Raw genomic sequence first — 26,078 nt, forward strand, 5'->3', positions numbered from 1 at the left:
CACGGCTAGCTCCTTGAACTCCGCCGTGTACATCTGTTTTGGTATCTTCTTCATTGCTGGTCTTTCCAAAGGATCGTTGATTTTACGTTACCTATGGAAGACTAAATTTCGGGGGAAGCTCAAATATCCATTTATGCAGGTCGGTGAAACGAATCGTCGTCGGATCGATATCCGGAAATTTGTCGTACAACGTTTCTGCAATCAGCAATGTGTCGGTCCACTTCATTGTGCTGTCCTCCATAAAATTGCTACGATAGCGAATGGTTAATGGTTTTCGCTGGCGTGGTTGATGGTGTATTTCGGGATCTCGACCACCAGGTCTTCCTTGCCGACAATCGCCTGACAGGACAGGCGCGAGGTGGCTTCCAGCCCCCATGCCATATCCAGCAGATCTTCTTCCTTGTCATCGAGTTCGTTAAGCGACGCAAAACCCTCGCGTACCACCACATGGCACGTGGTGCAGGCACAGGATTTTTCGCAGGCGTGTTCGATATCGATATCGTGGTTGAGTAGCGCATCGCAAACCGATTGGCCGCTTGGGGCTTCGATCACGGCGCCTTCTGGGCAGTATGTTGGGTGGGGCAGTACGACGATTTGGAGCACTTTGTTTACCTCGGGAATAGGTTGATTCTTTTTGAATTGATTGGGTTATCAGGACACTTGATCCAGCGTCTTGCCGGTCAGCGCATCGTGCACGCTACGGTCCATGCGTCGGGCCGCAAACTCCTCGGTGCCATGCGCCAGCGCATCGACGGCAGCCTTGATCGCCTGATGATCGTCACCCAACGCTGTGGTGCGCACGGTTTCAATCAACGCCGCAATCAATGTGCGCTCTTTCTCAGACAGCAATCCCGCATCGGCCTGCAATGCCGACTCGGTGGCAAGAACGATACGCTCCGCCTCTACCTGTTCTTCACGCAGCGCGCGCTGCTGCATATCGACATCGGCCGAGGCAAACGATTCCTGCAGCATGCGGGAAATATCGTCATCGGCCAGGCCATAAGAAGGCTTGACGCTGATTGACGCTTCCACGCCAGAGCGTAACTCGCGCGCCGAGACCGACAGCAAGCCGTCGGCATCGACCTGATAAGTTACCCGAATACGTGCTGCGCCAGCCGCCATCGGCGGAATCCCGCGTAACTCGAACCTGGCCAATGAACGGCAATCGCTAACCAGCTCACGCTCGCCCTGCAAGACCTGAATCGCCATCGCGGTCTGGCCATCCTTGAAAGTAGTGAACTCCTGCGCACGCGCACAAGGGATGGTCGAATTGCGCGGGATGACTTTTTCTACCAAGCCGCCCATGGTTTCAATTCCCAGGGACAAGGGAATCACATCCAGCAGCAGCCAATCGTCGCCGGAAGCGCGATTGCCGGCCAGCAGATTGGCCTGAATCGCGGCACCCAGCGCTACCACTTTATCGGGATCGATATTCGCGAGCGGCGTTGTCTGAAAATAGTCGCCGACTGCCTTGCGGATACTCGGCATACGGGTAGCGCCGCCAACCAGCACCGCGCCATCAACATCGTCGGCACTCAGTTGGGCATCGCGCAGCGCCTTGCGGGTTGGCGTCAGGGTCTTGGCCACCAGATGCTTGGTAATCTCGTCAAAAATCTCCGAAGTCAACAACAGATGCACGCGCTCCCCTGAGCTCAAGGCAGCATCGATCGTCACCTCCGCTTTGGTCGACAGCAATTCCTTGGCTTCACGCGCCTTGACCATCAACACCCGAGTGTCTTCATCCGACAATGGCGACAGTTGCGCTTCCTGGCTGATCCAGCAAAACAAACGATGATCGAAATCGTCGCCGCCCAGGGCCGAATCGCCGCCGGTGGCCAGCACTTCAAACACGCCTTTGGTTAGCTTCAGGATCGAAATATCGAAGGTGCCGCCGCCCAGATCGTAGACGACATACACACCTTCCGAGGCGTTATCCAGACCGTAAGCGATCGCCGCTGCGGTCGGTTCATTCAGTAAGCGCAGCACATTCAATCCCGCCAGCCTGGCGGCATCCTTGGTAGCCTGACGCTGTGCATCGTCGAAATACGCCGGCACGGTAATCACTGCGCCGACCAGATCGTCACCCAGTGCATCTTCCGCTTGCTGGCGCAATGTCGCCAGGATTTCGGCAGAGATTTCGACCGGGCTTTTGATCCCGGCAACCGTCTTCAACTGCACCATGCCGGGTGCATCGAGAAAATCGTAAGGCAGGTTTTCTGCGTAGGCGATGTCTTTCAGGCCGCGGCCCATGAAGCGCTTGACCGACAGGATCGTATTCTTCGGATCGGTAGTTTGCGCCGCCTGTGCCTTGTAGCCGATGTGTGCATTGCCATTTGGCAGATAACGCACGATCGACGGCAACAAGGCGCGGCCGGCCTCGTCGCTGAGCACTTCGGGAATGCTGTTGCGCACCGTGGCGACCAGCGAATTGGTGGTGCCCAGATCGATACCCACCGCCAGCCGATGCTGGTGTGGTGCGGTGGACATGCCTGGTTCGGAGATTTGCAGAAGTGCCATAAGGGAGTGTCTTGCTTTTCGTTGATTGCTTTATTGCGGCAGGGCGATGCGAATACCGAGTCCGATAAATGCGTAGCCCGCCAAGCGGTTCATGGTGGTGGCGGCCGATTTTTTGCGCTGGAAGAACGCGTCGACCATACCGGAAAACAGGGCAACCGCACTGAATATTGCCAGCGCCTGCAGGATAAACACGGCTGCCAGCAGCAACATCTGCGCCGGGATATGACCGGCCCTGGCGTTGACGGACTGCGGCAGGAATGCGATGAAGAACAGCGTAACTTTCGGATTAAGCATGTTGGCAATGACGCTTTGCCAAAAGATGCGCGTCAGCTTCTGCGGCGCGGCATTGCTTTGCAAGTGCAGCGCGGTATGCGAACGCAAAGTGCGCACACCGATATAGATCAGATAGGCGGCACTGGCATAACGCAACAGCGAGTAGCCCAGCGGCGAAGCTTTGATCAGTGCGGCAAAACCGAGCACCGCCAGCATCGTATGAAAAATCAGCCCCGAACTGAAACCAAGCGCAGCTACCAAACCGGCCTTGCGGCCTTGCGGCCTTGCGGCCTTGCGCAATGCCGCGCGTGAGCACATAGATATTGTCCGGCCCCGGCGCCAGGGTCAGCGTCATTGCAGCAATCAGGAATAACCAGACTTCAGGCATGCTCGTACTCGGTTCGTCAATGTAGTGTGCTGCTTTACGACTCAAGAACGGCGAATGCATTGCCGATCTCTTCCCCAAATTTTTCCAGGAACATCAACTGCCGCACATATTGCGCAGCCTGTTGGAAATCCTCAGCATCGAGCAACACACCGATACGTTGCAGATCGGCCTTGCGGGCCGCGCGCAACTCGTCGTCTAATTGTTCCAATGCTGTCAAATTCTTTTCCGCGCGGGCATCGTCCAGCGTTTCGCGCCACGCCATCTGCTGCATCAGAAAAGCCGCCGGCATCGCCGTATTCGACTCAGCCTCTAACGCCACGCCATTGAGCTCGCACAGATACGCGGCGCGCTTGAACGGACTCTTGAGGGTCTGGTAAGCCTCGTTGGCGCGCGTCGTCCACTGCATCGCCACGCGCTTTTCAGCGCTGGTGGCATTGACGAAACGGTCTGGATGAGTCTGATTCTGTACTTCGTGATAAGCCTGCTCCAGCGCTGAGGCATCAAACGCGAAACGCTGCGGCAACTGAAATAATTCGAAGTGATTTTGCATATTGAATTAAAACAAAAGCCTGTTGAAATGTAACAGGCTTGGGTCGTCCATCTCATCTATTGTGACGCAAGTTTTAACAGCTATTCAGACAGCCCGGCTAACGCCTGGAAAGGAATCAAATCCGGAAGCTTTCGCCGCAGCCGCACTCGTCCTTGACGTTAGGGTTGTAAAACTTAAAACCTTCGTTCAAACCCTCGCGCGCGAAATCGAGTTCAGTACCGTCGATATAGGGCAAGCTCTTCGGGTTCACAAAGACCTGAATGCCGTGCGACTCGAACACCGCATCTTCGTCAGTCTTCTCGTCTACATACTCCAGCTTGTAAGCCAGGCCGGAGCAACCAGTCGTGCGCACGCCAAAGCGCAGGCCAATACCCTTGCCGCGCCGCTCGATGTAGCGGTTGATATGCTTTGCCGCTTTTTCTGTCAGTGTGATTGCCATAAACCGTCGATCTCTTTCTTGTAGTTCTGTCGCTCCACCGGCAACGACATGTTGTCGTCAACCGGCAGGCCGATGGTAACTAGTAATTACGCAGCTTGCTTCTGTTCACCATGCTTGGCTTTGTAATCCTCAACCGCAGCCTTGATTGCATCTTCGGCCAGGATCGAGCAGTGAATCTTCACTGGAGGCAGCGCCAGTTCTTCGGCGATCTGGGTGTTCTTGATCGACATGGCCTGATCCAAGGTCTTGCCCTTGACCCATTCAGTTACCAGCGACGACGAAGCAATCGCCGAGCCGCAGCCATAGGTCTTGAACTTGGCGTCCTGGATGATGCCATCAGCGCCGACCTTGATTTGCAACTTCATGACGTCGCCGCAAGCAGGCGCGCCGACCATGCCGGTGCCTACAGTCTCGTCGCCTTTTTCAAAAGCGCCGACATTGCGTGGATTCTCGTAGTGGTCCAAAACTTTTTCTGAGTAAGACATATTGCTGCTCCTTAATTTGACGCTGCGGTCACGCCACAGAAAAATTTCCCGATGTGGCTTGCAATCTACAACTTAGTGGGCGGCCCACTGAATGGTGCTGATGTCGATACCATCCTTGTACATATCCCACAGCGGCGACAGCTCGCGCAGTTTTGCAACCTTGTTTTTGATCAGTTCAATCGTGAAATCGATATCTTCTTCGGTCGTGAAACGACCGATGGTGAAGCGGATAGAGCTATGCGCCAACTCGTCGCTGCGGCCCAGCGCGCGCAATACGTAAGAAGGCTCCAGGCTGGCCGAAGTACAGGCCGAACCGGACGATACCGCGATATCCTTGATTGCCATGATCAGCGATTCGCCTTCGACATAATTGAAGCTGACGTTCAGGTTATGCGGAACGCGATGCGCCATGTCACCATTGACATACACTTCTTCGATAGTCTGCAAGCCAGTGGCGAGACGATCACGCAGCGCCTTGATACGCAGAATCTCGCTATCCATTTCTTCGCGGGCGATTTCAAACGCTGCGCCCATGCCGACGATCTGATGAGTCGGCAAGGTACCGGAACGCAGGCCGCGCTCGTGACCGCCGCCGTGCATCTGCGCTTCCAGACGCACACGCGGCTTGCGCCGCACGTACAAGGCGCCGATACCCTTTGGGCCATAAGTCTTGTGCGCGGTAAAAGTCATCAGATCGACTTTCATTTTTTCCAGATCGATGACGACCTTGCCGGTGGCTTGCGCCGCGTCGCAATGGAAAATGATGCCTTTCTGGCGGCACAGTTCGCCGATTTCAGCGATCGGCTGAATCACCCCGATTTCATTGTTGACCAACATCACCGACACCAGGATCGTATCCGGACGAATCGCCGCTTCCAGTTGTTCCAGCGTGATCAGACCGTTGTCTTGTGGTTGCAGATAGGTCGCATCAAAGCCCTGGCGTTCCAGCTCGCGAACCACGTCCAGCACCGCTTTGTGCTCGGTCTTGACCGTGATGATGTGCTTGCCCTTGGTCTTGTAAAAATTGGCGGCGCCTTTGATGGCCAGATTGTTGCCTTCGGTGGCGCCGGAGGTCCAGATGATCTCGCGCGAATCGGCATTGACCAGCTTGGCAACTTGCTCACGCGCATCTTCGACGGCTTTTTCAGCGGACCAGCCATACATATGGCTGCGCGATGCCGGATTGCCGAACTGCTCGCGCAGGTAAGGAATCATCTTGTCGGCAACACGCGGATCGATCGGCGTAGTTGCCGAATAGTCCATGTAGATCGGGAAGTGAGGTGCCTTCAATGTATCTATCAGGCTTTTTTCCAGGGGTGCGTTCATACTATTTTCGAGCTCCAATCAAGCAACCAGGTGGGACCGATGCATCACCACCACATTTTGTTCCAGGATCTTCTTCTGCTGTGCGTGCTGCTGAGCATGTTGTTGATCCACCAAATCCTTTAGCGACACTGAATCCAGATATTCAACCATCTTGGCATTCAAGGTCGACCACAAATCATGCGTCATGCAGCGGCCGCCGCCTTCGTGGTCTGGGCTATGGCAATTTTCCTTGCCACCGCACTGGGTCGCATCCAACGGCTCATCAACTGCAATGATGATGTCAGCTACGGTTACGTCTTCTGCCTTGCGCGCCAGGTTATATCCGCCGCCTGGCCCGCGCACGGATTCAACAATCTGGTGGCGACGCAATTTACCAAACAACTGCTCCAGATAAGAAAGAGAAATTTCTTGCCGCTCGCTGATAGCCGACAAAGTCACAGGACCTTTGCCCTGGCGCAATGCCAAATCGATCATCGCAGTGACCGCAAACCGGCCTTTCGTAGTCAGACGCATGTAATCTCCACTTGCTTTAAGGGACGCCAAAAAACCTGCTGCGGCCTTCCAAGCCCCTTCGATCTATCCGTTAAATCCCGATTGGGAAATGCGGTTAGTTTACGGCAGTATACCAAACTTGAGTGAATCCGTCAGGTATTACCTATTCCCGGATTAGCGCGCTGGATATGGCTTCAGCGGAAGTTGACACTTAGCCAACTGCGACCTGCGAGGGGATTAGTACATTTCGTGTACTCAATAGAAAATTGCAGTCTACATACAACAACGAAACCCGGATCGAACCCGCTTTACAAAAAATTTATTTAAGTGAGCGATGGTTAAACCTATAATAACGACCCTCCCGCACAGTCCTCTTTTGAGCAGCACAGCATGGCCATCCGCAAATCAAAGACACCGCAGTCACCCACCCAGAGAGCCGACCAGAAGCGGATCGACATTCTGAAATCGGCAGCGAAGTGTTTCCGCAAGACCGGCTTTCATCAGACTTCCATGCAAGAAATCTGCGCCGAAGTGGGCCTTGGGCCGGGCGCTGTGTATCGTTACTTTGATAGCAAGGAAGCGATTATTGCCGCAATGGCTGAGGACGAACGACGCCAGGCACGCACCATGCTGGCGGAATTCCATGACACCGAAGATCTGCCGCAGGCACTGTCGGCCATCACCCGCGCCTTCGCCGCTCGCTATGCAGCAATCAGCGACGCCGGACTGATGACTGAAATCTATGCCGAGGGTTTGCGTAACAAGCGGGTTGGCGCGCTCATCAAAACGGCGGAAACCGACTGGGTGGACGGCTTGGCCGAGATGCTGTGCACGGCACAGGAACGCGGCCAGATAAATCCGGCGCTGGATGCGCAACAGGCGGCGCTGCTGCTGACTGCAATGTGGGATGGCCTGGTAATCCGGCAAGCCTACACGCAAGCGCTGCCGGCAGAAATGCTGGAATTATTCGACGACATGCTGAAACGCTGGCTCAGCGCAAGCGCAACAGCGGCCAGCCCGAAGCGTAGCAAACCTGCACCGGCACCGGCTTCAGCACCAACATCAGCCGCAGCACCAGTTGTGGCGCCGGCGCCAAAGGCAAAACCCAAAGCCAAGTCTGTCGAGGCAGAGCCCGAACTGGCACTGGCCTTGCCTGTGGTCGACAATATGACACTTCAGGTCGAGATGGATCTGCGCCAGATGAGCTTGATCTGAACTCGCTGAATCGGACTTAGACGGCGCGCTTCAACAACTGCATCGGGCCGAACAATGCCTGCATGCCGGCATTGCCTATAAAACTCAAGTTATACGGATGCTCCGCCAGCGCCTTCGGGAAACGCGCGGTGACCGGATAGGCATTCAACTGCTCGGCAATTTCCCCCCATAGCACCAGCGTCGGCAATCCCTGCGGAGCGCCTTCGGACGCTTCAGCCAAACCCGCCAGCACGGCCTGCATGAAAGGCTGCCAGGCCCTGGCATCCTTGACCGGCGGCACGTCGCTACGAAACACCAGCGATGCATTCAACAGCAGAAAGCCCTGCCTTACCATATTGGCCTGCAAATCGGCAAGCTGCTGAATCGCCTCAGAACCTTGCATTTGCGCCTGTTGCGCCACACCTGACATTGCCTCGCCAGTGGTATTTTCGAGCGCCAGCTGACCATCCGCCACCAATAGCATTTTCATGAAATTGCGCAACGACGTGGCGCGATTGACCTGCTTCGACAACCCCTTCTCCGACCATAGCGAGCCGACCGCGCCATCCATGAAGCACACTCCGGTGGCGCTGGCCACACGCGGATAAGGGCCTTCGCCCACCAGCACGTAACGCACCGCATCCAGTGGCTGGCTGAAGGCGGCGAACAGACGGCCTTCAGTCGGCAGGTATTCGCTGGCCGCCAGCTCCGGCAGATAGCTCGGATTGACTTGCGCCACGGCTTGCAGGCCGCGCTCGATTATCGGTAACCAGGAGGCATGTACGCCATCTAGCGCAGCGCGAATTGAAGCAGGAAGAAAATCAGTCATAAGCCATTAAAAAAAGTAAATCGTATAAATCAAAATACCGGTAACCAAACAGTCAGAGGCAATCGACATCAACCATCATTCCCGCGGACGCCGGAATCGATGCTGCATCGACTATGCTGCATCGACCATGTTGCGGTAGCTAAAACGGGTCCACGGCGTTCGCGGGGATGAAGCCGGACAGCATTTAACTCGCAGCTTGCATCAACGGCAAACAGTGTTTGCCTGAAAATCCGCAGCCTACAAAGCAATATTGTCCGCCCCCGGCGCACCAAATAACTGCTGCTTGAGCACATGCAGCTGGTCGCGTACCTGCGCCGCCTTTTCGAATTCCAGATTCTTGGCGTGATCGACCATCAGCTTTTCCAGGCGTTTGATTTCCTTGCTAACCTGCTTTTCGCTCATCGACTCGTACTTAGCCTGATCCTGCGCTGCATGCAGTTCCTCACGCGCTTCCTGCGGGCTGTAGACGCCGTCAATCAGTTCCCGGATCTGCTTGTTGATGCCGACCGGCGTGATGCCGTTGGCGGTGTTGAAAGCGATCTGTTTGTTGCGACGACGCTCGGTTTCGTCGATTGCCCGGCGCATCGAATCGGTCATGCGGTCAGCGTACAGGATCGCGGTGCCGTTCAGATTACGGGCAGCGCGGCCGATGGTCTGGATCAGGCTGCGTTCGGAACGCAGAAAGCCTTCCTTGTCAGCGTCCAGAATCGCCACCAGCGAGACTTCAGGAATATCCAATCCCTCACGCAGCAAGTTGATGCCAACCAGCACATCGAAAGTGCCGAGGCGCAGATCGCGAATGATTTCGACCCGCTCGACGGTCTCGATATCGCTGTGCAGATAACGCACCTTGATACCGTTGTCGCTCAAAAATTCTGTCAGTTGCTCAGCCATGCGCTTGGTCAGCGTGGTGACCAGCACGCGCTCGTTTTTCTTGATGCGCGCATTGGCTTCGGTCATCAGGTCATCTACCTGACTCAAGGCTGGCCGCACTTCAATGGCCGGGTCGATCAGGCCGGTCGGTCGCACCACTTGCTCCACCACCTGGTCGGCATGCTGGTTTTCATAATCGACCGGGGTCGCCGAGACAAAAATAGTTTGCCGCATCTTGCCTTCGAATTCATCGAAGCGCAGCGGTCGGTTGTCCAGCGCCGACGGCAGGCGGAAGCCATAATCCACCAGATTGGTCTTACGCGCCCGGTCGCCGTTGTACATGCCGTTCAACTGGCCGATCAGCACGTGCGACTCATCCAGAAACATCAGCGCATCGGGCGGCAGATAATCGACCAATGTCGGCGGCGGCTCGCCCGGCAACGCGCCGCTCAGATGGCGCGAATAGTTTTCAATGCCCTTGGTAAAGCCGATTTCCTGCATCATCTCGAGATCGAAACGGGTGCGCTGCTCGATGCGCTGCTCTTCGATTAATTTATTTTCCTTACGAAAGAATTCGAGACGATCGCGCAGCTCATCCTTGATGGTTTCGATAGCGCGCAATACGGTCGCGCGCGGCGTCACGTAGTGCGAGCCAGGATACACCGTGAAACGCGGAATCTTCTGCCGCACGCGGCCGGTCAACGGATCGAACAATTGCAGACTGTCGATTTCATCATCGAACATTTCGATACGCACCGCCAGCTCGGCATGCTCGGCAGGAAACACGTCGATGGTATCGCCGCGCACGCGAAACGTGCCACGGCCAAAATCGATTTCATTGCGCGCATATTGCATCTGGATCAAGCGCGCAATCACATCGCGCTGACTGACCTTATCCTTGACGCGCAAGGTCAGGATCATCTGATGGTATTCATTCGGGTTACCGATACCGTAAATCGCCGAAACCGTTGCCACAATGACCACATCGCGCCGCTCCATCAGCGATTTGGTACATGACAGCCGCATCTGCTCGATATGCTCGTTGATCGACGAATCTTTCTCGATGAACAAGTCGCGCTGCGGCACGTAGGCTTCCGGCTGATAATAATCGTAGTAACTAACGAAATACTCCACCGCGTTGTGCGGGAAAAACTCGCGAAACTCGCTATACAACTGCGCCGCCAGCGTCTTGTTAGGCGCAAAGATAATAGCCGGACGGCCCATCCGGGCAATCACGTTAGCCATTGTATAAGTCTTGCCAGAACCGGTAACACCGAGCAAGGTCTGGTAAAACAAACCGTCCTCGACCCCTTCTGCCAACTTGGCGATCGCCGCGGGCTGGTCCCCGGCCGGCAAAAACGGCTGGAACAATTTATATGGCGAATTCGGAAAAGTGACGATTTTTGACTCGTCGACAACGCTGGAAACCGGTGATATGTCAGCCATGAGCTTCGACCTTTGGTAGAATAGACGGCAGTAAATCCGCGCCGAACAGCGATTTATCTCGTGACCCGGCACAGCATTCAACCCGACTGCAACCTTCAATTTGCAGCCAACTTTTTATGTTATCACGATGAACGCACCTCTTTCAGCCTCCGTCTTCACCGCCATCGAGATGGCGCCACGCGATCCGATCCTCGGCATTACCGAAGGCTTCAATGCGGACAAAAATCCAGGTAAGACCAACCTCGGTGTCGGCGTCTACTGCGACGACAACGGCAAGGTGCCGCTGCTGGAATGCGTACAAAAAGCTGAGGCGTTGCTGATTGAAAAACTGGCGCCACGCACCTACCTGCCGATCGAAGGCCTGGCAGCGTACGACAAAGCTGTGCAAGAACTGGTCTTTGGCGCCGACAGCGCCGTCGTGCAAGAGAGCCGCGCCATCACCGTGCAAGCCATCGGCGGCACCGGCGCATTGAAACTGGGAGCCGATTTCCTGAAGCGCTTCGCCGCTGACAATGCGCAAGTCTGGATCAGCGATCCAAGCTGGGAAAACCACCGTGCACTGTTTGGATCGGCTGGCTTCACCGTCAATAATTATCCTTACTACGACCCAGCAACCCGCGGCGTCAATTTCAGCGGCATGCTCGATACCCTGAAAACCATGGCCAGCGGCTCGGTAGTCGTGTTGCACGCTTGCTGCCACAACCCGACCGGCGCCGATCTGAGCAGCGACCAATGGACGCAAGTCATTGAAGTTGTCACCCAGCGCGGCCTGATTCCATTCCTCGACATGGCCTACCAAGGTTTCGGCGACGGCATCGACGCCGATGGCGAAGTCGTGCGCCGTTTCGCCAAGGCCGGCGGCCCGCTGTTCGTCTCGAACTCGTTCTCCAAATCGTTCTCGCTGTACGGCGAACGTGTCGGCGCACTGAGCATCGTCGCCGCCAGCAAGGAAGAAGCCGGCCGCGTGCTGTCGCAACTCAAGCGCGTAGTCCGCACCAACTACTCGAACCCGCCGATCCACGGCGGCCAGGTGGTTGCCACCACCCTGGCATCGCCGGAACTGCGCAAACTGTGGGAAGAAGAACTGGCCGGCATGCGCGTGCGCATCCGCGAAATGCGCCAGCTGCTGGTTGCCAAACTGAAGGAACAAGCGCCAGCCCACGACTTCGACTTCGTCATCAAGCAACGCGGCATGTTTTCCTACTCCGGCCTGACCAAAGCTCAGGTAGAACGCCTGCGCGACGAGTTCTCGATCTACGCTGTTGACACCGGCCGCATCTGCGTCGCCGCGCTCAACACAAAAAATATCGATAATGTTGTCGCCGCAATCGCAAAAGTGCTGTAATATTCTGGTCCCGAAGCAGTTGCAACAACTGCTTCGGGAGATTTAGAAAAAGCTTTGACAACGAAGCGAACTCAAGATTACAATTCTGCTTCTTTCAATTCCCTGATAGCTCAGTCGGTAGAGCGACGGACTGTTAATCCGCAGGTCCCTGGTTCGAGTCCAGGTCGGGGAGCCAAGATATATAAGGGGTTGCGAGTGATCGCAACCCCTTTTCTTTTTGGATTTTCCCTTCGCGGTACAATTTCGGTACAGTCGCGGCACAAAGGGAAATCATGGCAACAATCACAAAGACACCATCCGGCCTGTTGACGCCGACCGAAAACTGACCCATTTATAGGTGTTGTGCCGACTCAAAACTGACCCAGGTGTTCTACTGCTCCTGCCTACTCATTAGGCGGGAGATATACAAGGTGATCACCATGGAAATGTTAGGCAAAGTTCGACGTATGCATCAGCGTGACAATCTGTCGCTGCGTGAAATTTCAAAGCGCACTGGTCTGTCGCGTAACACGCTGCGCAAGTGGCTCAGGAAGCCGGACGAGGAGGTGATCTCTGCGCCCGGCTATCATCGTGATACTGGGGTGATCAAACTCACTCCCTATCATGGCGTGCTGGAACTGGCCCTCAAGGCCGATGCGCTGCGCATCAAACAGAACCGGCGAACTGCGATGGCATTGTTCCAGCAGATTAAGGCTGACGGCTACACGGGCGGTTACAGTCGTCTGACCGATTTCACCCGACAGTGGCGCGGTCAGGAAGGTAATGCGCCGCGTGCCTTCGTGCCGCTCAGCTTCGAACAGGGTGAGGCCTTCCAGTTCGACTGGAGCGAGGAAGGCCTGGTGATCGGCGGCATCTACCGGCGCATCCAGGTGTCGCACCTGAAACTGTGCGCCAGTCGGGCTTTCTGGCTGGTCGCGTATCCGAGTCAGGGTCACGAAATGCTGTTCGATGCCCATACCCGGTCGTTTGCAGCGTTGGGTGGTGTACCGCGCCGGGGTATCTACGACAATATGAAGACGGCGGTTGATAAGGTGAACAAGGGCAAGGGCCGCATCGTCAATGCGCGTTTCGCCGTCATGTGTGCGCATTACCTGTTCGATGCCAGTTTCTGCAACGTCGCATCGGGCTGGGAAAAGGGTGTGGTGGAAAAAAATGTGCAGGATAGCCGTCGCCGCATCTGGATCGAGGCACAAACCATGCAGTTCACCTCCTTCGCTGAACTTAATGCATGGCTGGCCCAGCGTTGCCGCACACTGTGGAGCGAACTGCGTCACCCGGAGCATCGCACGCTGAGCGTTGCCGATGTGCTCGAACAGGAGCAGTCGCAGATGATGCCGATGCCCACACCGTTCGACGGCTATGTGGAAAAGCCGGCGCGGGTATCTTCTACCTGCCTGGTAGCGGTGAGTCGCAATCGTTACTCGGTACCGTGCGAATATGCCGGCAGGATGGTCAGTGCGCGGCTGTATCCGAGTCGGGTGTGCATCGTCGTCGACGATGTGGTCGTGGCCACGCATGAGCGGGTTGCTGAGCGCGGTCAGGTTCGCTACGACTGGGAACATTACATTCCACTGGTGCAACGTAAACCGGGAGCGCTGCGTAACGGCGCACCGTTTCTCGACATGCCAGCACCCCTGATGCGGCTAAAGCATGGTCTGCTTCGCCACGTCGGCGGTGATAGGGTCATGGCGCAGGTGCTCGCTGTGGTGCCCACCGCCGGGTTGGCTGCAGTGCTGGTGGCGGTGGAACTGGTGGTCGAATCGGGCGTCCTGAGTGTTGAACACGTCGAAAATGTGCTGGCGCGTCTGAACGCCAGTCCGGTTCCGGCATCCGTGGAGACTAGTTTGCAATTGAAAGAGGCACCGCTTGCCAATACGGGCCGCTATGACAGTCTGCGCGCTACCAACGACAATCCGGTCGAGGTCAATCATGCGTGATATCGCCGCTGAACTGAAAGAACTGCGTCTGCAAGGGATGGCCAGCGCATGGAGCGAACTGAAAGAACAAGATGAAAGCGCGGTCGCGGCATCGAAGTGGCTGATCGAGCACTTGCTGCAGACTGAATATACCGACCGGGCTATGCGCTCGGTCAGCCACCAAATGTTCGCCGCCAAGTTTCCCTTGCATCGCGACCTGGCCGGGGCTTTGACTTCGGTTCATCGAAGGTTGATCAGCCGCTGGTACGCCAGCTGGCCACGCTGGCGTTTACCGAGTCGGCGCAAAACGTTGTGCTCATCGGCGGACCCGGCACTGGCAAGACGCATCTGGCGACAGCAATGGCGGTATCGGGAATCGCCACCAAGGGCAAGCGGGTACGTTTCTATTCCACCGTCGATCTGGTCAATGTGCTCGAGCGCGAAAAACGCGATGGCAAGGCAGGCCGACTGGCGTTGTCGTTACTGCGCATTGACCTGGTGATACTGGACGAACTCGGGTATTTGCCATTCAGCCAGGCGGGCGGCGCCTTGCTATTCCACCTGCTGTCGAAATTGTATGAGCATACCAGCGTCGTGATTACGACCAATTTAAGCTTTGCCGAATGGTCGAGCGTATTTGGTGACGCCAAAATGACCACCGCGTTGCTAGACCGCCTCACGCATCACTGTCACATTGTGGAGACGGGCAATGAGTCGTACCGCTTCCAGCATAGCAGCATGGCGGCGAAAGGTAGAATCAAGGCGCGGGAACAGAAACGCAAAGCAGGCCGGGCTGATTCGACCGGTAGTGACGCAGAAAGCAAATGAAAAAACAATAATTTGGTATAGTTATCCACAGCTGCTCCTCAAAAACGCAGCGCCCCGCCCTGGGTCAAATTTCGATCGGCACGGTGGGTCAATTTTAGGTCGGCGTCAACACGTTACATCTGCGGGGGAACGCAAGTAATGCTGACATTGATGAAAAGCCGCTCGGTGCCGAACAACAACGAATCTCAGCACTTAAAGATCACCTAAAAGCGTCCCATGGCTGGGGGTGGCGTTATCATGATCGATGGTTACTTTTGTCCGGCGAGTCGGTCGCCATTGATCAGCTTGCGCCGACGTTACGTCGCGATGGCTGGGCCATCACGCAGCATGCGGTACTAATCTATGGCGGTAAAGTCGGCAGTACAGGGGAAAGTAGCAAGGTACCCGATATCGGTTGGCTCAAACAGATCGCTCGTATTCGCAGGCGCAGGCCGGTGGATGCATTGGTCGCAGTTATCCGCAGCAGTGACAACAACGGAGTCGCTTTTGAAACTGATTTTCTGATACATCAATTGCATCTGCAAAGCCGCGCGCTTGGCTGGAGCGCGCCTAGTTATGTGCTCAATGCCAGCGAACTGCTTGGTGGACAACCTAATGCTGCCGAAGTGATCGGTTGTACCTGGTCGGCGCGCAACGGCGATCTGCAGCCGCTCGACACTGCGTTGAGTGCCTTGAGCAACCGCCTGGCCGAGCGTGGTGTGAGCCAGTTGGCGCAGCATTTGCAGCAACCTTACCTGGCGCAATTGTCTATATTGGTCAATGCACAGCGTGCCGGGTTGATCGATTTGATTGGCCGTCTTGGTAAATCGCGGGCTTGCGGTACTGCGGTGCACGGAGTCTTGTTTGCGCCGCTGTTCGCGCCGACCGGTGGCATCCGCGAATCTGAAGGTAAAGTTGCCAGCGCTCATTTGCCTGCTACTGTTGCAGCACCATCATCTCCCTGGCAAGACGCTAACTGGCAAGCCATCGCTCATCACAGCCGTGTTGTGCGCGGGCGTCGTGTCGGGCTTTCGGTGTCGACGGTGGTGGCTTGGAGTTGCACGCTCTTGTTGGGTTTGTGGCTTGGCGGCAGCCTGGTGTCGGCCGCCGCCAATCGCGCTGGCATAGCCGATGCCGGTGCAGTCATCACGCGGCTGCAGGGTGTGCAAAAGCCGGTTGCGGCGGCGCTCGATCTGGATGCGTTGCAAAAGCAAATTGATACTTTGGAAGTGCGGCAGCGGGACGGCGCGCCGTGGTACAGCCGCTTCGGTTTAAATCAGAATGCACCACTGCTTGCGGCGCTGTGGCCGCATTACCAGGCGGCCAGTCAACGCATTCTGACGGCGCCATTGCAACGCCAGCTCGAAGCCAATTTGCAGCAGCGTAACGGCATGTCCGATCAGGAGTTGGTCAACGGCGGCGATGCGCAGGTCAAAGCGGCCTATGCCGATCTGAAGATGTATTTGACGCTGGCTCAGCCGCACCATACCGAGCCGGCATTCCTGATTCCGCAATGGCTAGCCAGCGGCCAGCCGGCGATGCCGTCGCAATCGCAAATCAATGCTGGCGGCTGGCGTGATCTGAGCCAGCGTCTGATCAGTTTTCATGTCAATCATCTGGCGACGCATGCCGGCTGCGCCATCGCGCCGGATGCCGGATTGATCGGCGCGGCGCGGCAGTCTTTGATCGCCGTGATCGGGTTGCAAAACTCAACCGATGTGCTGTACCAGAGCATCCTTGACGATAACGCCAGCAAATACCCACCGATATCGTTGCAGACGCTGTTGGGCAATCACAGCAGCCGCGGGCTGTTTGGCACCAATGCCAGCGTACCCGGCGTTTTACCCGTGCGGCGTGGGATGAACGGATAGCGAAAGCGCTTGATGAAGCCGATCAGCAACGCAGTATCGATCACGATTGGGTACTCGCCGACAGTGCCAGCCCCGGCCAGGCACAGCCCACCGCAGGCCAATTGAAGAGCGCGTTGCGCCGCCGCTATTTCGCAGACTATGCGCGTGCCTGGCAAGCTTTCCTCAATAGCGTGCAATGGCAAGGCGACAGCACTTTATCCGGCACCATCGATCAACTGACCTTGCTGGCCGACGCGCAGCGCTCGCCGCTGTCGGCTCTGTTTAAGTCGATTTCTTATCAGGCTGGGGCCGGCTCAGCAGTAAAATCGCTATCCGACAACCTGGTCAGTAAAGCAAAACAACTAGTCAATGGCAATGATCCGGACCCTGCCAACGCCATGGTATTGAATCCCGACGAGACGCCGCTGGCCGATGCCTTTGGGCCCTTGCTGCGTCTGAGCGCCAGCAGTACGGCAGGCGGTGCGGCAGGCGCTGCGGCCAATGCGGCGCTTGATCAACATGGCGGCATGAGCCTGGCGCGTTATTTGGAGCGGGTCACTGCGGTGCGCCTGAAACTGCAGCAAATCATGCTCTCGAGCGACCCCGACACCATGTCGCGCATAGCCGCCCAATCGATTTTGCAAGGTAAAACCCCCGATATCGCCGATAGCCGCGAGTATGCAAGCCGCGTCGGCGCCAGCCTGGGCGGACAGTGGAGCGGTTTCGGCAGCGCCGTGTTTGAGCGGCCGCTGGAACAGAGCTGGAGTGTGGTCTTGAAGCCGGTAGCGGCCAGCCTCAACGATACCTGGCGCGGCGCCATTGTGAGCGCCTGGAACAGTTCCTTCAGCGGCCGCTATCCGTTTGTCGACTCCGACAGCGATGCCTCCTTGCCGGAGCTGGCGCGCTTCCTGCGTATGGAGGGGGGATTGATACCGCAATTCGTCGCCACCCAGCTGGCCGGGGTGCTGGAGCGGCAAGGCGATCAGTGGGTAGCGACCTAAGGTGCGGGCGCTAACGGATTGACGCTGGATCCGAACTTTATCGACGGACTGAATCGCTTAACCCGCATCAGTAATCGCTTGTTTGCCCAAGGCGATGCCAAGGTAAGGTTCGAGTTGAAGCCGGTCAGCACCGGCGGGATAACTGACATGCGTTTGAAGAGCGGCAGCCAGAATCTGCATTATTTCAACCAGCGTGAGGAATGGCAGCCGATGCTCTGGCCCGGCGATGCGCTGAGCGGCGAGGCGCGACCGGAATGGCGTACCGATAAGAGTAGCCTGCGCTCTGAGTTGAATGCGGATGGCCGCTTCGGCTTGATCCGTCTGCTGAATCAGGCGCAAGTAACCCAAATCGACGGTGCCCGGTATCTGCTGAGCTGGCAAGCCGACGGCAGCGACGGCCTGCCGTTGCGCTTGTTGTTGCGCAGTGAAGCCGGCGCCGGCCCGCTGGATGTGCTGGCATTGCGTAATTTTATTTTGCCGCAACAGATATTTGCCAGCGCCCGCAGCGCCGGTAATAGCGCTGCGCCCGGCAGCAGTAAAACCAAGGGTTAATCCGATGCTCTCGACTGTGCTGACAAAATTGTTTGGTAGCCGCAATCCTGACGAATTGCTTCCCTGGGTGTGTCTTGCCACGTCTGGAAGTAGCGGCACGCAGTGCTTTTCTTCAGAAACTCACTTGGCAGATGTCCCGCTGGCAACCACTTTTGAGCCGCTACAACAGCGCATGACATACTTCATGCAAATTCCGCGCTCTTGGTAAAAAGATGTTAAGCCGCCGCTAAAAAATAAGAAATAATACCCATTCTCATTCAGGTGGAAGTTACAATACCTATCTTTTTTCTGCCGGACGTGGAATGATGAAAAAAACAATACGCCATTGGTTGGTCAGGTTGCACCGTTACAGCGGTCTGCTGCTGTCGTTGTTTATCGTTATGGCTGGCCTGACCGGCAGCGCGCTGGCTTTTAACGATGAAATCGACGCCTGGCTTAATCCGCAGTTCTATCACGTCGCGGCAAGCGGTGAGCGCTTGCCGGTCGATAAGCTGGTTGCTGTGATCGAGCATGATTATCCGCAAGCGCGTCTGGCATTTTTTGCTTTCGATGCCGATCCCAATGCGCCGCTGCAAGCCCGTTTGCGTCCAAAGAAAGCGGAACAGGTGCTGGCTGTGGATACGGTCTTTATCGATCCATTCAGCGCCGCGGTGGTCGGCGAGCGCAATTCCAAGGCGCTCAGCGTGATGCCGCAAAACCTGATGCCTTTCCTGTTCCGGCTGCATCGCTACCTGTTGCTGGACAAGACCGGCGCAATCATTTCCGGCAGCCTTGGCCTGCTGTGGCTGGTGACGTTGCTGATCGGCGTGGCGCTGGCCTGGCCCAGGCATGGCAACGGCTGGCGCCAGGCGCTGTCGCTCAAGCGCGGCGCCGGCCGTTTTCGTTTGATGTATGACCTGCACCGTTCGGTTGGGTTGGTGGCCGGTGTGCTGCTGATGATTACCGCCTTCACCGGCGCCGTGATGAATTTGCCGGATGTGGCGCGGCCAATGGTGTCGAGTATGTCGCCGCTGACGGCGCCACCCAAATCTTCGCTGCGCTCAGGCGATGTCAGGATCGACTGGCAGCAGGCGTTGGACTCGGCGCAAGCCAGCATGCCGCAAGCTACATTGGCGCGCATCGCGCGCGATGACAAACACGGCCTCTTCCAGATTCGTTTGCGCAAGCCGAATGACTTGCAGGACAGCGGTAGCGTGCGGGTATTCGTCGATGCCGGCGATGGCCATGTGCTGCACTCGCTGGATCCGCTCAAGGGCTCAGCCGGTGACGCCTTCATCGGCGTTCAGTTCGGTTTGCATAGCGGCCAAATGCTGGGTTTGCCGGGCAAGATATTCGTTGCGCTGCCGGGGTTGCTGCCGCTGCTGTTTACGATTACCGGCATCGTCATCTGGCGGCAAAAGCGCAAGTCGGAAAAGCTGGTGCGTGAGCGGCGCTTGCATCAAGCCTGAGTTCTGCCAGGCGCCGCAGCGCTTGTTTGCGCGCCGCTGGCGGCGAGTCGCATCAATGGCTCAGCAGGATGTTTTCGGAGGCGGCAGAACGGCTGCCTGGCAGCGGTGGATTGCTTTCTCCGTGATAGGCAAACACCACCGATTCTTTAACCGCTGCGGTGTTATTCCTGCCTGCCGCATGGAACAACCCGCTATGAAAAAACACCACATCGCCCTGATGTAGCGTGACTGCTTTGCCTTGCGCGAACAAGGCTTGATTTTCGGCCACTTCGGGGCGCAAAAAATCCAGCTGGTCCATCTGTTGCGGCTTGATATCGAAACGGTGCGAGCCGGGAATGAAGCGCAGGCCGCCGTTGTTTTCGTTTTCGTTTTCGTTTTCGAGCGCCAGCCAGACCGAAATCAATTCGTTGCGCGGGAACGACCAGTAGCGGATATCGCGGTGCCAGCCGGTCGCGGTACCGAAGTGCGGATGCTTGGTCATGACGCAATTGTGGTGCGCTAACGTCAGGCATACGCGTTCGCCCAGCAGCAGTTCCAGCATCGCTACCAGTTGCGGATTGTGCTGGCCCAGGCGCGGTAGCTGTCGTCGCGCTGGTAGGCATTGCGCAGGCGGCGTGCAGTGCGGCCACCGACGGCGTCGAGCGAGGTCGGCGCGCCGGCATAGCCGACCTCGGATTCATATTCCAGCGGCGCTACAGCTTGCGCCAGGTGGGCATCGGTGGTGGCCGCCATCAGTGCGCAATCGGCTGCGGAAACCATGCGCGGCAAAATCAGATAGCCGTCTTTTTCAAAGGCTTCAATTTGCGCTGCAGACAGCGCTTGGGTGGTGTTGGTAGACATCGTTATCTCGCGATCTTGCTTTGTTGCGCGCCCCGGCCGTGGTGCGGTTGATGGGATGGCTGGCCGGGGCATGCCTGTTCTGTTTATTTTTTCCTGGATTTTTCCAGCAAGGGAGCCAAATACCTGCCGGTAACGCTGGCCGGGTTTGCGGCCACCTGTTCCGGCGTGCCGGTGGCGATGATGCGGCCGCCGCCGGCACCGCCCTCAGGGCCGAGATCGATCAGCCAGTCGGCGGTCTTGATGACATCCAGATTGTGCTCGATGATGACCACCGTATTGCCCTGGTTGCGCAGGCGGTGGATCACCTTCAATAGCAGATCGATATCGCGGAAGTGCAAGCCGGTGGTCGGTTCATCCAGAATGTACAAGGTGCGCCCGGTATCGCGCTTAGATAGTTCGAGCGACAATTTAACGCGTTGTGCTTCGCCGCCGGACAAGGTGGTGGCACTCTGGCCGAGGCGGATATAGCCAAGGCCGACATCGAGCAGCGTGTGCAGCTTACGCGCAATCACTGGCACCGGCTTGAAGAATTCATGCGCTTCTTCGACTGTCATGCCGAGTACTTCGGTGATGTTCTTGCCCTTGTATTGCACTTCCAATGTTTCGCGGTTGTAGCGTTTGCCGTGGCAGACATCGCACGGCACATAGACATCCGGCAGGAAGTGCATTTCAACCTTGATGACGCCGTCGCCCTGGCAGGCTTCGCAGCGGCCGCCCTTGACGTTGAACGAGAAACGGCCAGCGTTGTAGCCGCGTTCCTTGGCCATCGGCACGGTTGAGAACAGATCGCGGATCGGCGTGAACAAGCCGGTGTAAGTAGCCGGATTGGAGCGCGGCGTGCGGCCGATAGGCGCCTGGTCGACTGAAATGACTTTATCGAAATGCTCCAGGCCGCCGATCGATTCATGCGCTGCCGGTTCTGCCTGCGAGCCGTACAAGTGACGTGCCGCAGCGTGGTACAGCGTATCGTTGACCAAGGTCGATTTGCCCGAGCCGGAGACGCCGGTGACGCAGGTCAGCAAGCCGACCGGCAGGTTCATCGTGACATTCTTCAGGTTGTTGCCGGTGGCGCCGGTGATGACGAACTGGCGCTCCGGATCAGCCGCAGTGCGCTGTTCCGGCACGGCGATTTTCAAGGTGCCGTTGAGGTATTGTGCGGTCAGCGATTTCTTGTTCTTGAGGATCTGTTCCAGCGTGCCTTCGGCGATAACTTCACCGCCATGCACGCCTGCGCCCAGGCCCATGTCGACCACGTAGTCGGCGGTGCGAATCGCATCTTCGTCATGCTCAACCACCAGCACGCTGTTGCCGATGTCGCGCAGGTGGCGCAGGGTTTCGATCAGGCGGTCGTTGTCGCGTTGATGCAAGCCGATTGACGGTTCGTCCAGCACATACATGACCCCGGTCAGGCCGGAACCGATTTGCGAGGCCAGCCGAATCCGTTGCGCTTCGCCGCCGGAGAGCGTGTCGGCACTGCGTTCCAGCGACAGGTAATCGAGGCCGACATTGTTGAGGAAGGTCAGGCGCGAGACGATTTCCTTGATGATGCGATCAGCGATTTCTTTCTTGGCGCCGGTCAGCTTGAGTTTTTCAAAGAACGATAACGTCTCGCGCAGCGGCGTCGCCGCGACTTCGTAAATGGCTCTTTCCTGCTTGCCGCTGCCGACCTTGATGAAGCGCGCCTCAACCCGCAGGCGGGCGCCGTGACAGGATGGGCATTCTTTCTCGTTGATGAACTTGGCCAGCTCTTCCTTGACCGCCATCGAATCGGTTTCGCGGTAGCGTCGCTGCAGGTTGTTGACCACGCCTTCGAACGTGTGTTCCTTGATCACGGTACGGCCGCGCTCATTGATATAGCTGAACGGAATGGTCTCCTTGCCGGAGCCGTACAACACCGCCTGTCGGGCTTTTTCGGGCAGCTTCTCGAACGGCATGTCAATGTCGAACTGGTAGTGCGCTGCGATGTTGGTCAGCATCTGGAAGTAGAACTGGTTGCGTCGATCCCAGCCCTTGACGGCGCCGCTCGCCAGCGACAGATTAGGGAAGGCGACAATCCGCTTCGGATCGAAAAACTCGATATGGCCGAGGCCGTCGCATTCCGGGCAGGCGCCCATCGGATTGTTGAACGAGAACAGGCGCGGCTCCAGCTCCTGCAGCGAATAGCCGCAGGTCGGGCAAGCGAATTTGTTGGAATATACGTGTTCCGTGCCGCTGTCCATTTCCAGTGCAACCGCCCGGCCTTCGGCCAGGCGCAGCGCGGTTTCAAAGCTTTCGGCCAGCCGTTGTTTGGTATCGGCCTTGACCTTCAGGCGATCGATGACGACATCGATGGTGTGTTTCTCGGTCTTCTTCAGCTTGGGCAGGTCATCGACTTCATAAATCTTGGCCGCGCCGGTGCCGCTCTGAATGCGGAAGCGCACAAAGCCATGCGCCTGCATCTGTTCGAACAGATCGACATGCTCGCCCTTGCGGTTGGCCACCACCGGCGCCAGAATCATCAGTTTGGTGTCGTCCGGCATCGCCAGCACGGCATCGACCATTTGCGAGACCGATTGCGCCGCCAGCGGCTTTTCCGGATGGTCAGGGCAGTACGGCGTGCCGACCCGCGCATACAGCAGGCGCAGGTAGTCATGGATCTCGGTCACGGTACCGACGGTGGAGCGCGGATTGTGCGACGTCGCTTTCTGTTCGATGGAAATGGCCGGCGACAAACCTTCGATCAGATCGACATCGGGCTTTTCCATCAGTTGCAAAAACTGCCGCGCATACGACGACAGTGATTCGACATAGCGCCGCTGGCCTTCCGCGTACAGCGTGTCGAACGCCAACGACGATTTGCCGGAGCCGGACAGGCCGGTAATCACGATCAGCTTGTTGCGTGGTAAATCCAGATTGATGTTCTTGAGGTTGTGCGTACGCGCACCCCGGATGCGGATTTCGTCCCGATTCTTTTCCATCTACAGCTTTCAGCGTAAGTTTAAGGCCGTGTTGGCTTGTTGGAATTGCAATTTCATGTCTGGAAGGCTTGCCGCCGCCATCGGCCATCCAATCTTGCCGATGCGCCGCAGCCCACTCAAACGGATCAACCTGACACTATATCAGGGTCGGGATGTTGAAGTTTGGCACGATAGCGCTCGGCTGCCACGGCACCTCCACAGATCGGCACGGAGGCTCTCGCCGAGGGGCCGCGCCGCGTCGCATATGCCTGTTTTCATAGCGGCATCTTGACGCATCGCAAGCTACTGTGATCCCTTTCCCTGATACTATAGCGGGTTGCAATTTCCGATTGCCCTACAACTCATGAGTCATATGTTGCGCCTGCCAGCCGGGCGTTATTGCCACTTCCGGTCATTTTTTATATGAATAGCGTGTCTAGTTCTTCCGATAGATCTTCCGATAGATCTTCCGATAGATCTTCCGATAGCGAAATCAGCAGCGGCATGAGCCGCGCCGAAGTCAAGGCGAGTGCTTCGCTGGCTTCGATCTTTGCCTTGCGCATGCTGGGCTTGTTCCTGATCCTGTCGGTGTTCTCGGTGCATGCCAAGACCTTGCCGGGCGGCGATAACGCCACTCTGGTCGGGCTGGCGATGGGGATTTACGGCCTGGCGCAGTCGTTCGGGCAAATCCCGTTCGGCGTCGCCTCCGATAAATACGGCCGCAAGAAGATTATCGTCATCGGTTTGCTGCTGTTTGCGCTCGGCTCCTTCATCGCCGCCGGCGCCGACAATATCTACTGGGTCATCATCGGCCGCGCGATTCAAGGTGCCGGCGCCATCTCTGCTGCCGTTACCGCCTTCATCGCCGATTCCACCCGCGAAGAGCATCGCACCAAAGCGATGGCGCTGGTCGGCGGCTCAATCGGCCTGACGTTTGCGTTGTCGCTGATCATTTCGCCGCTGCTTTATGAATGGGTCGGCATGGGCGGCATCTTCGGTCTGACCGGCGCCTTGTCGCTGGCGGCGATTGCTGTGGTGTTGTGGCTGGTGCCATTGGTGCCGTTGGTCAGGGCCAAGCGTGTGGCCTGGTCCGAGATTTTGCGCAACGGCGAACTGATGCGCTTGAATTATGGGGTTTTCGCATTGCACATGACGCAGATGGCGATGTTCGTGGTGATACCCTCGGCGCTGGTCAAATACGCCGGCTTGCCGGTGGCGTCGCACTGGAAGATTTATCTGCCGGTGGTCCTGGCGTCGTTCTTACTGATGCTGCCGCCGGTATTTGTCGGCGAGAAGCAGGGCAAGATGAGGCAGGTACTGGTGGCTGCTGTCGCCTTGTTATTGATCGTGCAACTCGGTTTATTGCTGACTTTTTCGCTGGAAATGATCCGCTGGCAATGGCTGGTGGTGTTGCTGCTGGGGTTTTTCATTGCCTTCAATGTGCTGGAAGCCAGCCAGCCTTCGCTGGTATCGCGGATTGCGCCGCCAGCCGCCAAAGGCGCCGCGCTGGGCGTCTACAACACCATGCAGGCGCTGGGTTTGTTCTGCGGCGGGGCGCTAGGGGGACTTCTTAAACAGCACGTCGGCGCGCCATCGGTTTTTATTTTAGGAGCGGCGGCAACCTTTTGCTGGCTTATAATCGCAGCCAGCATGAAGAATTTACCGCGTCGCGGCCAGAAATCAACCACGGCCGCAGCAGCGTAGCTCACACCGCGCAGCATGTTCCGCCAGGCAACATCAGACAACAAGCGCCTGCGGGCGCCATGCGTCAAGCGCAGTTTTCAACGCATTTTCAAGATATTGGTACTTAGGAGAGAATCACATGGCTTCGGTCAATAAAGTCATCATCGTCGGCAATCTCGGCCGCGACCCTGAAACGCGCTACATGCCGAACGGCGAAGCAGTCACCAACATTGCGGTTGCCACGACGGAAAGCTGGAAGGACAAGAATAGCGGCGAAAAGAAAGAACTGACTGAATGGCATCGGATTACTTTTTATCGCAAACTCGCGGAAATCGCTGGCCAGTATTTAAAAAAAGGCTCGCAAATTTACGTTGAAGGCCGCCTGCAGACACGTAAATGGCAAGACAAGGATGGTGCTGAACGCTACACCACCGAAATCATCGCCGACACCATGCAGATGCTCGGCAGCCGTCAAGGCCAGGGCGGCAGCGCCCCGATGGATGACGGCGGCGGTTACAACAGCGCGCCACCAGCGCGCCAAAATACCAGCGCCCCGGCAGCCCCAGCGCGCCAGCAAGCCCCGGCGTCGCGCCCGGCACCGAACTTCTCGGATATGGATGACGATATTCCGTTCTAGAGCGTACCCGCACTAGAGAAGTAATTAAAACCCCATAACTCTTTGAAGTTATGGGGGGTTTTTGTCTTTTACATGATCTCGGACGTAAGCAGTTTGCCGCCGCTTCTGCATACCTCAACGCAAAGTGTGAGCTTCCCCCGAAATTTAGTCTTCCATAGGTAACGTAAAATCAACGATCCTTTGGAAAGACCAGCAATGAAGAAGATACCAAAACAGATGTACACGGCGGAGTTCAAGGAGCTAGCCGTGCA

The 26,078-nt window shown here is 57.0% G+C and carries 18 protein-coding genes, 1 tRNA gene and 5 pseudogenes; 11 read left to right on the top strand and 13 right to left on the bottom strand.

The window, feature by feature from the left end; genetic code table 11:
• Positions 1-115: 115 nt before the first annotated feature.
• From iscX to iscR, 9 genes and pseudogenes are all read right to left on the bottom strand, one after another.
• Positions 116-226, bottom strand: a pseudogene (gene iscX, locus ACIQ0R_RS02645) (Fe-S cluster assembly protein IscX); the annotation flags it as partial.
• Positions 227-264: 38 nt separating this feature from the next.
• Positions 265-603, bottom strand: a complete 339-nt coding sequence (fdx, locus tag ACIQ0R_RS02650; RefSeq protein ID WP_395823419.1) for an ISC system 2Fe-2S type ferredoxin — start codon at positions 601-603, stop codon at positions 265-267.
• Positions 604-651: 48 nt separating this feature from the next.
• Positions 652-2,517, bottom strand: a complete 1,866-nt coding sequence (gene hscA, locus ACIQ0R_RS02655; RefSeq protein WP_395823421.1) for a Fe-S protein assembly chaperone HscA — start codon at positions 2,515-2,517, stop codon at positions 652-654.
• A 30-nt stretch (positions 2,518-2,547) separates the two neighbouring features.
• A pseudogene (locus ACIQ0R_RS02660) lies at positions 2,548-3,178 on the bottom strand (LysE family translocator).
• Positions 3,179-3,212: 34 nt separating this feature from the next.
• Positions 3,213-3,728: a Fe-S protein assembly co-chaperone HscB gene (gene hscB / locus ACIQ0R_RS02665; protein ID WP_395823423.1), complete on the bottom strand. Its 516-nt coding sequence runs from the start codon at positions 3,726-3,728 to the stop codon at positions 3,213-3,215.
• A 115-nt stretch (positions 3,729-3,843) separates the two neighbouring features.
• The gene (gene iscA / locus ACIQ0R_RS02670) at positions 3,844-4,167 is read right to left on the bottom strand and encodes an iron-sulfur cluster assembly protein IscA (protein ID WP_395823425.1); all 324 of its coding nucleotides are present in this window, start codon (positions 4,165-4,167) and stop codon (positions 3,844-3,846) included.
• 86 nt (positions 4,168-4,253) lie between these two features.
• Positions 4,254-4,652, bottom strand: coding sequence for a Fe-S cluster assembly scaffold IscU (iscU, locus tag ACIQ0R_RS02675; protein WP_014007107.1), 399 nt, complete (start codon positions 4,650-4,652; stop codon positions 4,254-4,256).
• Between the two features lie 72 nt (positions 4,653-4,724).
• Positions 4,725-5,978, bottom strand: coding sequence for an IscS subfamily cysteine desulfurase (locus ACIQ0R_RS02680; RefSeq protein ID WP_395823427.1), 1,254 nt, complete (start codon positions 5,976-5,978; stop codon positions 4,725-4,727).
• 18 nt (positions 5,979-5,996) lie between these two features.
• Positions 5,997-6,491 (bottom strand): Fe-S cluster assembly transcriptional regulator IscR, encoded by a 495-nt coding sequence (iscR, locus tag ACIQ0R_RS02685; RefSeq protein WP_395823429.1) that lies wholly within the window; start codon positions 6,489-6,491, stop codon positions 5,997-5,999.
• A gap of 369 nt (positions 6,492-6,860) precedes the next feature.
• Between iscR and ACIQ0R_RS02690 the strand changes: the two genes are divergently transcribed.
• Complete coding sequence (locus tag ACIQ0R_RS02690) at positions 6,861-7,685, top strand: TetR/AcrR family transcriptional regulator (protein ID WP_395823431.1); 825 nt, start codon at positions 6,861-6,863, stop codon at positions 7,683-7,685.
• A 16-nt stretch (positions 7,686-7,701) separates the two neighbouring features.
• On the opposite strand, the gene ACIQ0R_RS02695 is transcribed toward ACIQ0R_RS02690, so the two are convergent.
• On the bottom strand, positions 7,702-8,493 hold the full coding sequence (locus ACIQ0R_RS02695) for a uracil-DNA glycosylase (protein WP_395823433.1): 792 nt from the start codon (positions 8,491-8,493) through the stop codon (positions 7,702-7,704).
• A 237-nt stretch (positions 8,494-8,730) separates the two neighbouring features.
• A complete protein-coding gene (uvrB, locus tag ACIQ0R_RS02700; RefSeq protein ID WP_395823435.1) occupies positions 8,731-10,812 on the bottom strand; it encodes an excinuclease ABC subunit UvrB in 2,082 nt (693 codons plus the stop codon).
• Between the two features lie 127 nt (positions 10,813-10,939).
• Between uvrB and ACIQ0R_RS02705 the strand changes: the two genes are divergently transcribed.
• The 8 genes and pseudogenes from ACIQ0R_RS02705 to ACIQ0R_RS02740 all read left to right on the top strand — a co-directional run bounded on the left by ACIQ0R_RS02705 (position 10,940) and on the right by ACIQ0R_RS02740 (position 19,731).
• A complete protein-coding gene (locus tag ACIQ0R_RS02705; RefSeq protein WP_395823437.1) occupies positions 10,940-12,157 on the top strand; it encodes an amino acid aminotransferase in 1,218 nt (405 codons plus the stop codon).
• A 99-nt stretch (positions 12,158-12,256) separates the two neighbouring features.
• Positions 12,257-12,332: transfer RNA gene (locus ACIQ0R_RS02710), tRNA-Asn, on the top strand.
• A gap of 244 nt (positions 12,333-12,576) precedes the next feature.
• Positions 12,577-14,094 (top strand): IS21 family transposase, encoded by a 1,518-nt coding sequence (gene istA / locus ACIQ0R_RS02715; protein ID WP_395823439.1) that lies wholly within the window; start codon positions 12,577-12,579, stop codon positions 14,092-14,094.
• A pseudogene (istB, locus tag ACIQ0R_RS02720) lies at positions 14,087-14,901 on the top strand (IS21-like element helper ATPase IstB). The gene istA and the pseudogene istB overlap by 8 nt, the downstream one beginning before the upstream one ends.
• A 1,208-nt stretch (positions 14,902-16,109) precedes the next feature.
• Positions 16,110-16,972 (top strand): annotated as a pseudogene (locus tag ACIQ0R_RS02725) (ImcF-related family protein); the annotation flags it as partial.
• A gap of 369 nt (positions 16,973-17,341) precedes the next feature.
• On the top strand, positions 17,342-17,731 hold the full coding sequence (locus ACIQ0R_RS02730) for a hypothetical protein (protein ID WP_395823451.1): 390 nt from the start codon (positions 17,342-17,344) through the stop codon (positions 17,729-17,731).
• Between the two features lie 18 nt (positions 17,732-17,749).
• The gene (locus ACIQ0R_RS02735; protein WP_395823441.1) at positions 17,750-18,283 is read left to right on the top strand and encodes a type VI secretion IcmF C-terminal domain-containing protein; all 534 of its coding nucleotides are present in this window, start codon (positions 17,750-17,752) and stop codon (positions 18,281-18,283) included.
• A 305-nt stretch (positions 18,284-18,588) separates the two neighbouring features.
• Positions 18,589-19,731, top strand: a complete 1,143-nt coding sequence (locus tag ACIQ0R_RS02740) for a PepSY-associated TM helix domain-containing protein (RefSeq protein WP_395823443.1) — start codon at positions 18,589-18,591, stop codon at positions 19,729-19,731.
• Between the two features lie 52 nt (positions 19,732-19,783).
• Here the strand turns inward: ACIQ0R_RS02740 and ACIQ0R_RS02745 are convergent.
• Together ACIQ0R_RS02745 and uvrA are read right to left on the bottom strand one after the other, a co-directional pair.
• Positions 19,784-20,571 (bottom strand): annotated as a pseudogene (locus tag ACIQ0R_RS02745) (phytanoyl-CoA dioxygenase family protein).
• 83 nt (positions 20,572-20,654) lie between these two features.
• Entirely contained in the window at positions 20,655-23,528 is a 2,874-nt protein-coding gene (gene uvrA / locus ACIQ0R_RS02750) for an excinuclease ABC subunit UvrA (protein ID WP_395823445.1), read from the bottom strand.
• A 402-nt stretch (positions 23,529-23,930) separates the two neighbouring features.
• On the opposite strand from uvrA, the gene ACIQ0R_RS02755 reads away from it, so the two are divergent.
• Both ACIQ0R_RS02755 and ssb read left to right on the top strand, forming a co-directional pair.
• Positions 23,931-25,211 (top strand): MFS transporter, encoded by a 1,281-nt coding sequence (locus ACIQ0R_RS02755; protein WP_395823447.1) that lies wholly within the window; start codon positions 23,931-23,933, stop codon positions 25,209-25,211.
• A gap of 118 nt (positions 25,212-25,329) precedes the next feature.
• Positions 25,330-25,827, top strand: coding sequence for a single-stranded DNA-binding protein (gene ssb / locus ACIQ0R_RS02760; RefSeq protein WP_395823449.1), 498 nt, complete (start codon positions 25,330-25,332; stop codon positions 25,825-25,827).
• Positions 25,828-26,078: the final 251 nt, after the last annotated feature.

This window comes from Collimonas sp. (assembly GCF_044339385.1).
Lineage (GTDB): Bacteria > Pseudomonadota > Gammaproteobacteria > Burkholderiales > Burkholderiaceae_D > Collimonas.

Coding starts and splice junctions, on each gene's coding strand:
- hscA (WP_395823421.1), bottom strand. CDS start 2,517: ATGGCACTTCTGCAAATCTCCGAACCAGGCATGTCCACCGCACCACAC.
- hscB (WP_395823423.1), bottom strand. CDS start 3,728: ATGCAAAATCACTTCGAATTATTTCAGTTGCCGCAGCGTTTCGCGTTT.
- iscA (WP_395823425.1), bottom strand. CDS start 4,167: ATGGCAATCACACTGACAGAAAAAGCGGCAAAGCATATCAACCGCTAC.
- iscU (WP_014007107.1), bottom strand. CDS start 4,652: ATGTCTTACTCAGAAAAAGTTTTGGACCACTACGAGAATCCACGCAAT.
- ACIQ0R_RS02680 (WP_395823427.1), bottom strand. CDS start 5,978: ATGAACGCACCCCTGGAAAAAAGCCTGATAGATACATTGAAGGCACCT.
- iscR (WP_395823429.1), bottom strand. CDS start 6,491: ATGCGTCTGACTACGAAAGGCCGGTTTGCGGTCACTGCGATGATCGAT.
- ACIQ0R_RS02690 (WP_395823431.1), top strand. CDS start 6,861: ATGGCCATCCGCAAATCAAAGACACCGCAGTCACCCACCCAGAGAGCC.
- ACIQ0R_RS02695 (WP_395823433.1), bottom strand. CDS start 8,493: ATGACTGATTTTCTTCCTGCTTCAATTCGCGCTGCGCTAGATGGCGTA.
- uvrB (WP_395823435.1), bottom strand. CDS start 10,812: ATGGCTGACATATCACCGGTTTCCAGCGTTGTCGACGAGTCAAAAATC.
- ACIQ0R_RS02705 (WP_395823437.1), top strand. CDS start 10,940: ATGAACGCACCTCTTTCAGCCTCCGTCTTCACCGCCATCGAGATGGCG.
- istA (WP_395823439.1), top strand. CDS start 12,577: ATGGAAATGTTAGGCAAAGTTCGACGTATGCATCAGCGTGACAATCTG.
- ACIQ0R_RS02730 (WP_395823451.1), top strand. CDS start 17,342: ATGTCGCGCATAGCCGCCCAATCGATTTTGCAAGGTAAAACCCCCGAT.
- ACIQ0R_RS02740 (WP_395823443.1), top strand. CDS start 18,589: ATGAAAAAAACAATACGCCATTGGTTGGTCAGGTTGCACCGTTACAGC.
- uvrA (WP_395823445.1), bottom strand. CDS start 23,528: ATGGAAAAGAATCGGGACGAAATCCGCATCCGGGGTGCGCGTACGCAC.
- ACIQ0R_RS02755 (WP_395823447.1), top strand. CDS start 23,931: ATGAATAGCGTGTCTAGTTCTTCCGATAGATCTTCCGATAGATCTTCC.
- ssb (WP_395823449.1), top strand. CDS start 25,330: ATGGCTTCGGTCAATAAAGTCATCATCGTCGGCAATCTCGGCCGCGAC.